This window comes from Sphingobacterium sp. MYb382 (assembly GCF_037572665.1).
Lineage (GTDB): Bacteria > Bacteroidota > Bacteroidia > Sphingobacteriales > Sphingobacteriaceae > Sphingobacterium.
In genome coordinates this window covers 34,977-47,272 of the sequence record NZ_JBBGZT010000009.1, presented here as the reverse complement: position 1 = coordinate 47,272, position 12,296 = coordinate 34,977, and the positions used below count along the sequence as shown (strand labels likewise).

Annotated in this window: 9 protein-coding genes; 1 reads left to right on the top strand and 8 read right to left on the bottom strand. The window is 40.0% G+C overall.

What is annotated here, in order from left to right; all coding sequences use genetic code 11:
* Positions 1 to 32 precede the first annotated feature (32 nt).
* The 4 genes from fabD to WH223_RS03190 form a co-directional block, all read right to left on the bottom strand.
* Positions 33 to 920 carry an ACP S-malonyltransferase gene (gene fabD, locus WH223_RS03205; protein WP_340046086.1) on the bottom strand — a complete coding sequence of 296 codons (888 nt, stop codon included), beginning with the start codon at positions 918 to 920 and terminating at the stop codon, positions 33 to 35.
* Positions 921 to 995: 75 nt separating this feature from the next.
* Positions 996 to 2,225 carry a M16 family metallopeptidase gene (locus WH223_RS03200; RefSeq protein ID WP_340046085.1) on the bottom strand — a complete coding sequence of 410 codons (1,230 nt, stop codon included), beginning with the start codon at positions 2,223 to 2,225 and terminating at the stop codon, positions 996 to 998.
* Positions 2,226 to 2,331: 106 nt separating this feature from the next.
* Positions 2,332 to 5,151, bottom strand: a complete 2,820-nt coding sequence (locus WH223_RS03195) for an outer membrane beta-barrel protein (protein ID WP_340046084.1) — start codon at positions 5,149 to 5,151, stop codon at positions 2,332 to 2,334.
* 19 nt (positions 5,152 to 5,170) lie between these two features.
* Positions 5,171 to 5,857, bottom strand: coding sequence for a hypothetical protein (locus WH223_RS03190; protein ID WP_340046083.1), 687 nt, complete (start codon positions 5,855 to 5,857; stop codon positions 5,171 to 5,173).
* A 218-nt stretch (positions 5,858 to 6,075) separates the two neighbouring features.
* On the opposite strand from WH223_RS03190, the gene WH223_RS03185 reads away from it, so the two are divergent.
* The gene (locus WH223_RS03185; RefSeq protein ID WP_340046082.1) at positions 6,076 to 6,672 is read left to right on the top strand and encodes a ribonuclease HII; all 597 of its coding nucleotides are present in this window, start codon (positions 6,076 to 6,078) and stop codon (positions 6,670 to 6,672) included.
* Between the two features lie 44 nt (positions 6,673 to 6,716).
* On the opposite strand, the gene WH223_RS03180 is transcribed toward WH223_RS03185, so the two are convergent.
* The 4 genes from WH223_RS03180 to WH223_RS03165 form a co-directional block, all read right to left on the bottom strand.
* Positions 6,717 to 9,182 carry a YfhO family protein gene (locus WH223_RS03180; RefSeq protein WP_340046081.1) on the bottom strand — a complete coding sequence of 822 codons (2,466 nt, stop codon included), beginning with the start codon at positions 9,180 to 9,182 and terminating at the stop codon, positions 6,717 to 6,719.
* A 199-nt stretch (positions 9,183 to 9,381) separates the two neighbouring features.
* On the bottom strand, positions 9,382 to 9,594 hold the full coding sequence (locus tag WH223_RS03175) for a hypothetical protein (RefSeq protein ID WP_340046080.1): 213 nt from the start codon (positions 9,592 to 9,594) through the stop codon (positions 9,382 to 9,384).
* Between the two features lie 187 nt (positions 9,595 to 9,781).
* On the bottom strand, positions 9,782 to 10,468 hold the full coding sequence (locus WH223_RS03170; protein ID WP_340046079.1) for a potassium channel family protein: 687 nt from the start codon (positions 10,466 to 10,468) through the stop codon (positions 9,782 to 9,784).
* Positions 10,469 to 10,505: 37 nt separating this feature from the next.
* On the bottom strand, positions 10,506 to 12,284 hold the full coding sequence (locus tag WH223_RS03165) for a TrkH family potassium uptake protein (RefSeq protein ID WP_340046078.1): 1,779 nt from the start codon (positions 12,282 to 12,284) through the stop codon (positions 10,506 to 10,508).
* Positions 12,285 to 12,296 lie beyond the last annotated feature (12 nt).

The window sequence follows — 12,296 nt, the reverse complement described above, 5'->3', positions numbered from 1 at the left end:
TCATCGCCTTTTTTATCATCTATAGCAACCGATTAAGCAATCGCTGCTGCCGACGTTTGTACCGAACGGTCAACTTTCTTTACTAACCCTTGTAATACATTACCTGGACCAACTTCTACGAAAGCCTCAGCTCCATCCGCTAAAATATTTTGTACAGTCTGTGTCCAACGAACCGCTCCAGTCAACTGCGCAATAAGATTTGCTTTGATAGCTGCTGGATCAGTATATGCTTGAGCATCTACGTTTTGGTATATAGGACAAACAGGCGCTTTAATTTCTGTCGCTTCAATAGCTGCTTGCAACTCAACCTTAGCAGGCTCCATCAATGGAGAGTGGAAAGCACCACCTACATTTAATTTCAATGCACGCTTTGCACCAGCCTCTGTAAGCAACGCACAAGCTTTATCAATACCAGCAATAGAACCAGAGATAACAAGCTGTCCTGGGCAGTTGTAATTAGCTGCTACGACAACATCATCAATAGATGCACAAATACGCTCTACAGTCTCATCATCTAAACCTAAGATTGCCGCCATAGTGGATGGTTCTGCTTCACAAGCTTTCTGCATCGCATTAGCACGCTGAGCGACCAAACGTAATCCATCTTCAAAAGATAAAGCTCCAGCAGCAACAAGCGCAGAGAACTCACCTAAAGAGTGACCTGCCACCATTGCTGGTTGAAAAGAATCACCTAAAGCTTTCGCCAAGATTACAGAATGTAGGAAAATAGCAGGTTGTGTTACGTTAGTTTGCTTCAAGTCTTCGTCCGTACCTGAAAACATAATATCCGTAATACGAAACCCTAAAATATCATTTGCCTGTTCAAACAAGGCCTTGGTTTCTTCGTTCAAATTGTAAAGGTCTTGGCCCATTCCGACGAACTGCGCCCCTTGACCAGGAAAAACATAAGCTGTTTTCATTGAAAATTTCTTTATTTAAAACACAAACATAGATAAACTAGCTTTTCTATGCAAATTGATCAACCCGCCGATGCGCTAGTTCTCGGGAATAAAAGCTAGTGAAGTAAGCTTTTTCTCGTCAAAAACATCCTGTGCTATCGCCTGGAAATCGCCCGTAGTAACCGCATCTATACGTTCAAAAACTTCATCCAAAGAGATTATACGGTTGTAATCGAGTACATTTTTTGCAACAGCAATAATCATACTCATCCGATTTTCTTCCGCTAATGCAATTTGGCCTTTAAATTTATTTTTGGCCTTCTTAAGTTGCACCTCACTAAATCCATCATTCTGCAGCTTATCAAGCTCTTTAAACAACAATTTTTTAGCACGCTGCACCTTCTCCACATCTGTACCGAGGTAGATTGTAAAAAGGCCGCTATCTGAATACATCGTATAGTTGGACTCTATCGTGTAGGCAATACCATATTTTTCGCGGATAGACATGTTTAAGATGGAACTCATTCCCAAGCCGCCTAAGGTATTATTAAGCAGCAGTAAGCCTGTTTTACGGTCGTCACGAATGCCATAAGCTGGAGAGCCTAGCATGTAATGCACTTGGTTGATAGGCTTGGCAACTTCAATATGCTCCTGCACACCAAACAGCACCTGCTCACGTTGCTTATCGACTTTATTCTCCTTTACGGGCTCAAAATAGCGGCGTAAGAGCTTTTCTACGGCTTTAAGATCATAATCTCCCGTGATTCCAATCACAAGCTCGTGGGTATTATAATTCTCGGCGATAAACTTTTCTACATCGGGTTTATCAAAAGCCAAAAGGTCTTCTTCAATTCCCAAAATATTGTGCCCAAGTCCAGACCCTTTAAAAATCAAGTCTTCATAATCATCCTGAATAGATTCCTCCGGGCTATCCAGATACGAAGCCATTTCATCAACGATAACACCTTTTTCTTTCTCGAGTTCCTCTTCAGGAAAAACAGAATGGAAGATAATATCTTCAAAAAGATCTAAGGCCTTATTTAAATGAGGCTTCAAAACGGAAGCATGAATGCAGGTATACTCTTTGGTAGTGTATGCATTTAAATCACCACCAACAGCCTCGATATAGTTTAATATTTGTTTCGTCGAACGTCTGTCCGTTTCCTTAAAGAGCAAGTGCTCAATAAAATGGGCCAATCCATATTGTCCTTTTTTTTCATCCCTCGACCCCGCATTTACCACTAAGCAGGTATGCGTTATGGGAGATGCTTGGCGATGCAAGACAGCGCGAATGCCATTATCCAAACGGATAACTTCGTACTCCATAGTATGTTCTTTCTTTTTCAACAGGCAAATCTACACATTTATAAAACAAAAACGGCCGTAATCTATTGATGACCACGGCCGTTTACCCCATTTTATAACATTGTACTTACATTCTTGGTCTGCGCATACCTCCAGGTCCCGACTCCTCTTGGAATGGGTTAATTCCAGAGAATTTCTGCAACTTAAAGGTGAACGTCAACATAAAGTAGCGTCCTAAACGATTCGTTTGACTATCCGTAATATTATCGCCAGAAATTGTTCTAGAGATATTCGTTTGTTGATTCAACAAGTCAAACGCTTGTAGGCGAATCGTAGCACGTTGTCCTGCTAAGAAACGTTGCTCGATATAGGTATTGATAATAAAAGGGTTGGCTGTTACTCCATAACCTTTATTAAATGTTTTTGATACATCAGCACCATAGATTGTCGTTGGTGTAATATTTACAGAACCGATTATATTGGGTGTCCATCCTGATACAGCACGGTTACTATTACCAGACAACGTATTCTTCGTATAGTTATACGAATAGCGTACGCCTGGGTTGATCTCTAAGTTTTCCGAAGGATTATAACGGAAAGCAAAGCCTTGCATAAACACCCAGTTATTAGCTACGTTTTTGTTTCCTTCAAGCGCATTTTTATCTGTCGATATGTAGGAGATGTTCTTGTTGTAGTTAATAGATCCCATGAACATCAGGTTGTATGTTTTTTCCTTTATAGACTTTCCATAATTGTAGAAAGAATTCACGCCATATACATTATCGTCCGAATTTAAAAAGCGTGTTTCTTGAATAGCTCCTAAATTGCTTGGTGAATCATCACGGTAAGACTTGCTAAAATTAACAATCTTATTCGTCGTCAAATTACTATTCAACATCGCAAAGAAGGTATCCCCTTTCTGGAAATCACCACTGCGGTAACGCAACTGAACTTGGTGTCTAAACTCTGGATTAAGCTCTGGGTTACCAATTGTGATACTTGTACGATTGGTACTCACTTCATAAGGCAAAATCTGCGTTACACCCGGCTCACTAGCACGTCCTGAATAGTTAATAGTAATATTTTTTTGACGTGAAAATTTATATTCAAAGCGAGCAATAGGAATAATATTAAAATTCTTACGATCGATTAAAGCCGACTGATTCGTACTGAAAGCTTCACCATTCAAAATCGTAGGCTGCACTGCTGCTCCTAATGTATAGCTCAACTTCTCACCACTGTAGATATAACTTGCTCCGACACGATGTGTAGTGAAGGAATAGTCATAACGATAATCATAGTTTAACAAGTCACTTTGAATAGGCTGACCTAATCTGTCGTAACCATTCTGTTTGTTTTTGTTATCGTAATCATTTACGTTTAAATCGTACGTTACTTCCAAACGTCCTTTATCGGTCAAAGGTTCTGTGTAGGATAACGTACCTCCGGCATTCCAATTTTTATTTCTAACCTCTTGCAACGTTTTTTCATAGATAGAATCTAACGATGCATTCGGGTTTGTCTCACTTGCCACAAGGTTATCTAAGACCCGCTGATAATCACTATCTGTAGCGGAATTATCATAGTTGAAGTTCAAGAATACATTACGTCCTTTATCATTCAACTTACGATTATAGAGACCGCTAATATTATAACGCGGTGTGTTACTCTTAGAGAAAGTCTGTTGATTCTGAATATTACTCAACACATTTCCAAAATAGATGCTTCTATTATCGAATGTTGTACCGCTATTATCATCAAAACCAAATTGCGGTGTAAGCTTCAAATAATCCTTATCAGTGATATTCCATTCTAAATTGGCTTCAAAACGATGACTTGCTCTAATAGAGTTATTATCGGTATGGGAGCTATCAAGCTGATTCAAACCTAAGTTTTCACGACGACGAGTAGATAAAGTGGTATTATTATCATGCCCGTAGGAGTAGCTACCATACAATTTTAATTTATCCGAGAAGTCATGACGCACGTTTAAGCCGATTGACCCTGTTTTTGTTAAACCTTCTGAACCACCAAACATACCGCCTCCACCGCGACCACCAGCACCACCAATACGACGACGAGCACCACCGCCCATGGCACTAAAGTCAAATAAAGGAGCATTCATATTATTCAGATTTCCCAAAACTGAAACCTGTGTTTTATTATTCAACGCCATTACCATTCCCGTCGCTTGATAGCGATCTTCGGTACCATAGCCCACACGTAGGGTGGTCATAAATCCTTTATTATACTTAGGGTCTATCTGTATATTTAATACTTTCTCTGAATCCCCTGTTCTATTTCCTGTCAGATTAGCCATATCCCCATAGTCGTCTACAATCTGCAGCTTCTGGATAATATTTGCTGGTAAGTTCTGTGTTGCTGTTTTCACATCTCCACCGAAAAAGTCCTTACCATTGATACGTACGCGTGTCACCGCTTCTCCTTGTGCAGTCACATTACCATCTTTATCGACTTCTACACCTTGCAATTTCTTCAGCGCATCTTCGGCTACAGCACCTTCACGAAGCTTCAAATCTTTTGTACCATATTCAACGGTATCGCCTTTAACTTGCACGCTCAACACGCCACTAACAACAACCTCCTCCAACATATTGGCAATACCCTTTAATTCAAAAGAAGGAATAATCAGCTTGTCTTGTCCATTCGGGAAAGTGAATTCTTTTTCAAAGGCCTCAAAAGCGATGCTACTCACCTTAATCTTAAAAGATTCAGCTTTCACATTATTAAAAATAAAGATACCTGCTGCCGAAGAACTGGTGCCTAACGTATCTTTTCCTGCAATCAGTTTAACGGAAGCTCCAGACACCATACGCGATTCATTATCGCGTAGCATCCCCTGAACAACTCTTCCTGTTTGTGCCTGTACCGCCCAATAGGTACACAACAAACAGACGACCATTAACCCTTTAATTAACTGTTTCATATATTTTTCTCTTCTCAAATTATTCTTGTATCAATCTTCCTTGTAGACGTAACACTGTTGTTGTTTTCAGGTGCTTATCTTTTCTTTTTTTTCCTACTGACATGGCGGCGAAATCATTGATTTGCAGCTCCAACGCGACAACATCATCCCTAATAGCTAGCAAATCTTTTGGAATAACAGCCTCATAATACATCGCGTCATCATCTGTACCTATCATCGCTTTCAAGCCGTAGTTATTTTGTAAAGAAAGTAAGCCTTCAATGATTGTGGGAAAACCCAATACCACAAAACCTCTAGAGCGATGAATCAAGTCGATATTGCTGGACTTAACTATAGCAATAGGATCTTCAATGGCCGCCTGTCGTAAAGCTCGCTTAACTTCCTTATCCAGATAAGGATACACGAAAATGCGGTCCTTTGTTTTCTTACTTTCTGCGGGAAACTTAACCATAATGCCTTCTGTAGCCACTGCATTTTGCATCATTGAATCCTGAATGCGAATCGCAACATAGAGGTTTGTTTTGTCATGTGCCACCTTATAGTACCACTTGCCCGCATCATCTACATTCGCCAAATCGTTCCATTCTAGATGTTTTCCATCGATGGTAACATCATTTTTGTAGGCAATACTATAGTCTTGCTTTTTTTGTGAAAAAGAATAGGAACAGGTCAACGACAACAAACAAAGGGCAACAAATCTTTTCATCCGTGGTTTAGTAAGTGAAAATGTCCTAAAACAAGAAGCATTTTCTTTTCTCCTACAAAGAAAGAAATTAGTAATGTAAATTAATGTAAATCAAAAGGCATCACAGACTTGTTACATCTAAATTGTAGCACAAGGGCTACGCCCAATAATCTTTCGTCATTCATCTATTTAACCATCGTTATGCGAATTATATTTAGGGGTTTTGTACCTTCGTCTTTATGTTATTGACTACCTTCCAACAGGAGCTCCTTGAAGCAGGATGCGATGAAGCAGGCCGCGGGTGCCTAGCAGGCCCTGTGTTTGCGGCAGCGGTTATTTTTCCGCCCGACTATACCAATTCGCTGCTGAATGATTCAAAACAGCTATCCGAGAAAAAAAGAATGGCCTTACGGCCGATAATTGAGCAAGAAGCTTTAGCCTTTGCTGTAGCAAGCGTATCGGCGGCGGAGATTGATAAAATCAACATCCTCAATGCCTCCTTTTTGGCCATGCACAGAGCATTAGACCAACTGCAACACAAGGCCCAATACATTATTGTCGACGGTAATCGTTTTAAAAACTATCTCGAAGTTCCGCATAGTTGTATTGTAAAAGGCGATAGCAAGTACTTATCTATCGCTGCGGCCTCAATCCTCGCTAAAACCTATCGAGATGATTACATGGACGGCATTGCCGTGGATTACCCAATCTATGATTGGCTATCCAACAAAGGCTACCCAACCATTAAGCACCGCAATGCGGTATTAGCCTATGGCTCAAGCCCACATCATAGAAAAACCTTTAAAGTAACCGAGCCTCAGCTCAAATTATTTTAAAGGTTTCACCTAAATAAAATAGGCTCCCTTGGGAGCCTATTTTATTATTTTGTTGTTTTCGATTTTCTTACACTGTAATAAACCGAAGCAATAAGTCCTAAGACTAATATGATTGATGCGATTAGAGAAACGATGTTACTGATACGCATCGATTCTGGTGCAAAGATAAACTCAATCTTGTGGTTTCCTCCCGGAATTTGCAAAGCGCGAAGGATATAATCAGCACGAATAATCGGCACTTCATTTCCATCAATATACGCTTTCCATCCTTTTTCATAGTATACTTCAGAGAATACCGCAAATGCATCATTCGGAGAAGTAGACTCATATTTCAAGGTGTCAGGATGATAAGACACTAATTTAATTTCTGCATTTGCAGCATGTCCTAAACGTGCTGGCGTCAACTTTCCTTTAAACTCTTCGTGTACGAATGCTTCTTTCGAAGGATCAAAGCTGCTGATTGCATGCATTTCTTGGGCATTATCTTTTACGAAGGTAACCTTATCAACAAACCAAGCATTACCAGCGGCCGTACTTCTACGTTGAATTTGCTCGGCTCCATTCTGTTGATTCTGACGAATCACATAACGCACGTTGAACATATCCAAAACATCCTCATTGATGGCGCCATTGAACTGGTTTTCGACAAGCTCTTGGAAACGCATCAATTTGGCAGCATGGTAACCACCTAAGTTTTTATGGAAATAGGAAGCTTTAGCATCCGAGAATGGATTCGTCGTCAAATCTAAAACACGGTAGCTAGGATCTTTATCCATACGGATTAATTGATCAACTTCACGCTCTGCAACATGCGTTCTACCAGTCTTTGCATCTACAAAAGAGTCATTATTTAAATAACGCTTATCAACAGCCCATAAATCGGCAAGAATGATAATGGCAAGTAAAGCCACAAAAACGTTAACACTTACTTTACGCTTGATGTAAAACCAAACTAAACCAAAAGTAAGGGCAACAATTAATAAAGAACGATAAGCATCTTTGCTCGCCAACGATGAACGGTCTTTCACTAAAGCATTACCCAATTCTGTGCCTGCCTGTTGATCACCGAGCTGCTGACCAAGGCTACTCACAAACTCCGTATGCGTCGAGCTTTTGAAGTCTAAGAATAAATTCGGCAATAACGCTACAAGCAAACAAACACCGCCTACACCAACAAAGGTATATAAGACTTTCTTATCTAGGTTTACAATCTGATCGGCCTTCGTTAACAATTCATTGACCGCTAAAATGGCCAATACAGGAATCAAAATAGCCGCAATGACAAGTGTCGATTCTACTGCTCTAAACTTGTTGTACATCGGGAAGTAATCAAAGAATAAATCCGATATTAATGGGAAGTGACGTCCAAAAGCTAGGAAGATAATCAAAGCAGTAGCCGTTAAAATCCACCATTTGATACGATCTTTAACGATGACAATACCTAAGATAAATAAGAAGATAACCGCAGCCCCGAAATACCAAGGCCCTGCTGTAAACATTTTCTCCCCCCAATAAGTTGGTAGGTTTTGTGCAATTTGTACGGCTTGATTTTCTGGGAAACCATTCTTCGTAAAGAATTTCACAACCTCAGACTTCTCATCCAATACACCGCTAGAGCTACCACCGTAAGCATTAGGAATTAAGAAAGTGATATTCTCACCAACACCTTGACTCCAATCGTAAGCATATTTTTTATCTAACCCGCTCGACTTACCGCCGTCTTCTACTTTCACAATATTGGCTTTACCACGTGTGGTAAGCTTGCTATATTCATAGGTAGGGAATAATACCGAAGCATTCACTAAAACCGCTAGAATAACGGCTCCAATCTGCAATGCAGACGCTTGAATGAAGTTTTTCCAGTCTTTCGTCTTGTAGGTATGGTACAATTCGAAAAGAACATATACCAATAAAGCGATAAATAGGTAATACGTCATCTGGATGTGATTCGTACGAATCTCCAAAGCCATAAATAAAGCTAAGAGAACCGAACCCCATAAACGCTGCCCTCTATAGCACAACAATATAGCACCAATAATAGGTGGTAAATAAGCGATAGCGTAGGCTTTATTCAAGTGACCAGCCTCGATATAAATAAAATTATACGAAGTAAAAGCCAAAGCAATAGCCCCTAAAGCAGCCACCCATGGTTTTAAACGAAGCGTAGAAAACAAAAAGTAAGCACCTAGTAGATATAGTAAAACAACATCTGTAGGAACAGGAAAAACAGCCTTTAAGCCTTTCCCTATATAGGTTGTAACGTTATTGGCATGTGCATACCAAATTTGATACGTTGGCATACCACCAAACATGGAGTTCGTCCATAATGGCGCATGGCCGTCTTTGGCTTGATAGTCAAAAAGCTCTTTCTGGCTACCTTCAGCTTGAATAACATCATGCTGAACCAACGTTTTCCCACCAAAAATCGGTGAAAAATAAAAAAACACCAACACAATAAAAATCGCGATGATGATGAAATGTGTCGAGTTTTCCTTAAACCACTTTTTCATGAAATACTATAAAAGGATTAGTTATGCTAAGTTCCAAAAATATAGAAATGATTTGAAATTATCAGCATAAATTCAATAGGCCTACAACTTATGCCAACAAAGAACAACGAATGAAGCATTAATCTACTAAAAACAGCTAGCAGAATAATTCAAAAGCATCTATCACAGCAGATAATGCCAAAAATTGTCTTTGTATTTTTTACTTAATAACTTCCGTTTGTTCTTTTTCAGATTTGTTACCGGCTTCATACCCTTTTTTGAAAGCTTGTTTCAGGCTATCCATATCCTGTGCTAAAAAACTGCCGAAGACCATACCGATAAGTACCGCCAACAGCATGTTTCGTTTATGTCTTTTCTTAAGCTTTACCAGGTCCGTAGGATTTACAGAAGCTATTTCTTGATGATTCTTCATATTTTAACAATTAATTGGTCTATCAAATTTATAGTTTATTAACTAGAATCCAAAACCGTATACCCATGAAGTGTAGGGCCTTACCCTATAAAAGCTTCCTAACACAGCTGCCCCAAAGGACGCAAAACAATCGAAACACAGGTTCATGCCACAGGGCGTGGCATGTTCAATATCCGCCGAAGGCTGGTTAATCTTCCTTCTCTATAAGTTTCTTAATATCCGATAACTCACCAAAAAGAACCAATAAGCCCCCTTCATCTAAAATAGTTTCGGAGCTCGCAATACCAGAAGCCTCCTTGCGTTGCACCATTACCCCTTTTACGGTGGTATCATAAGCTTTTACAGTAGTCAACACAATCACTTTATATTTATTAGTCAGGTTGGCATCTTTAAGGGTCATCCCCACATATTTGCTTGGAACGCGCGTCTCGATGATAGAATAGCGATCGGAAACCTTAAAAGAATCCACAATATCTACGTTATCTAAGCGCATAGCCAGTCGCTCGGCAGCCTCTTCCTCCGGCATCACATGCTCTTCAATCTGCATTGCTTGGAGTACCGTTTTCTGAAGGTCGGAAACCACCCGTCCAATAATACGTTTTACATTCAACTGCTTCAACAAAGCCGTGGTCAATAAGGAAGCCCCCTCATCTTCGCCAATCGCTACAATCACCGCATCACAATCTTTCAATGGTAAAGACGTAACCGCCTCTCGGTCGGTACTATCCATGCATACCGTATAGGTGATCTTGTCCTTCAACTGCTCCACGATAGCTAATTTTTTATCGACAGCAATAACCTCATGACCCAAACTGGTCAAGTGAATAGACAATGATTTTCCAAAATGGCCTAAGCCCAATACAATATATTTCATCTGCTCCTTGATTTATCGTGTAGCAACTTAATCTTTATTAAAACAAAATCTTCTCCGTTGGATAGATATAACTCTTATTTTTCGTGTTTTTGATAAACGCAACCAATAGGGTCAACATCCCCACACGTCCAACAAACATGGTGAAAATAATAATCATCTTCCCTATCGGGGAAAGTGAATGTGTAACGCCCATGCTCAATCCACAAGTGGTATAGGCAGAAACAGCCTCAAACAAAAGCTCTTTCATGGGCTTTTCGCCATCACTAAAATTCAATAACGTAAAGCTAACCGCAATGGTAAGCACCGACAGCACAATAATAGCAAAAGCTTTATTAATAGATTCGGCAGCGACTCTTCTTTTATGTATTTCAACAGACTCTTTTCCGCGTGCTAGTGCGAAAATATTTAAAATAGCCAACGCAACAGTCGTCACCTTCACCCCTCCACCGGTGGACCCAGGAGAAGAACCAACCCACATCAAAATAACCAACATAATCAATGTCGGGCTTGTAACGAAGTTAATGTGTACACTATTGAATCCTGCCGACCGAGAAGAGTTGGCCATAAAAAATGAAGTCACCCACTCCCCAAAAAGAGAATGATCATCTAGTAAGGTTGATTTTCGTTCTAATAAAAAGTAAAAAGTGGTAGCCAAGACCAACACAATAACATTACAAACCAATATAAAGCGTGTATTAAAACTAAAAACCTGTGCTTTATGCGTGTAGGTCTTTCCCAGCAAACGATGACGAACCAAGTGTTTCAAGGCATGCTTACCGTAGGTGTAAAAGTTATAAACCGTTCCAAATCCGAGGCCTCCGAGAATAAAAATACTGGCTAAACAAAGCTGGAAAGCATAGTTAAATCGGTAAGCTGGATTATTTATGCCATCAGGCAAAATGGAAAATCCTGAGTTACAAAAGGACGAAATAGCATGAAATGCAGAGAAGAAAATACGCTGTCCTAAGGTGTCGAACTGCTGTGCGTCCAGCGAAGCGAAGATCATAACGCCACCAATAAGTTCGAAAAGAAGCGTAATAAAGATAATCGTCAGCAAAGTAGATATTACATCGTTGAGCTTATTCTCCCCGAGAATCTCCCCAAACATCAACTGATTTTTATAGGAAAAACCACCTGAAAAGAAGTAGCCAAAGAAGCCTGTGAATGTCATAATACCGAGTCCACCGACTTGAATAAGTAACATCACCACGGTCTGCCCAAAAAGGGAGAAGCTATTCGCTAAATCGACAACCGACAGCCCCGTGATACAAACGGCACTCGAAGCCATAAACAGAGCATCAACGAAGCCTAGGGGGGCGCCCAAACTCGTCCGTGGCAACATCAGCAGCACCGTTCCTAACAGAATCAGCGCAATAAAACTGATGACAAAAAGGATGGTCGGATTGAAATAAAAATTATCAAAAAAGAGGCTATTGCGGGATAACTCCAACAGAAACAAAATAGCGATACCTAAATATATCCATTCTTGCTTCGCAAAAAAAGAATGAACATCCAGCCTCGCCAATGAAATAAAAACAAAATACGTGAGCAGAATTATGCTTGATATTTGGGATATCTTGACTTGCCGTTCCACAAAAATAGTGGCAACGGTGCGGATAGACACCAACGTAAAAAGGCAATAAAACATGCCTTTAATAACTTTTTCTGTTACAAGAGCCAAAGACGCATCTGTGATATAGCCGACATGAACAACCACCAAACCAATGCAAACCAAGCTCAGGTAGAACATAATCCGGTCAATGCGACTGTTTTTATACTTGACGATGTATCGTAAAAAATCTTTGAAACGCTCCATAGACGGCAAACA

Bases quoted from the DNA above. Each gene is read 5' to 3' on its own strand.
- fabD (WP_340046086.1), bottom strand. From the start codon at position 920: ATGAAAACAGCTTATGTTTTTCCTGGTCAAGGGGCGCAGTTCGTCGGA.
- WH223_RS03200 (WP_340046085.1), bottom strand. From the start codon at position 2,225: ATGGAGTACGAAGTTATCCGTTTGGATAATGGCATTCGCGCTGTCTTG.
- WH223_RS03195 (WP_340046084.1), bottom strand. From the start codon at position 5,151: ATGAAACAGTTAATTAAAGGGTTAATGGTCGTCTGTTTGTTGTGTACC.
- WH223_RS03190 (WP_340046083.1), bottom strand. From the start codon at position 5,857: ATGAAAAGATTTGTTGCCCTTTGTTTGTTGTCGTTGACCTGTTCCTAT.
- WH223_RS03185 (WP_340046082.1), top strand. From the start codon at position 6,076: ATGTTATTGACTACCTTCCAACAGGAGCTCCTTGAAGCAGGATGCGAT.
- WH223_RS03180 (WP_340046081.1), bottom strand. From the start codon at position 9,182: ATGAAAAAGTGGTTTAAGGAAAACTCGACACATTTCATCATCATCGCG.
- WH223_RS03175 (WP_340046080.1), bottom strand. From the start codon at position 9,594: ATGAAGAATCATCAAGAAATAGCTTCTGTAAATCCTACGGACCTGGTA.
- WH223_RS03170 (WP_340046079.1), bottom strand. From the start codon at position 10,468: ATGAAATATATTGTATTGGGCTTAGGCCATTTTGGAAAATCATTGTCT.
- WH223_RS03165 (WP_340046078.1), bottom strand. From the start codon at position 12,284: ATGGAGCGTTTCAAAGATTTTTTACGATACATCGTCAAGTATAAAAAC.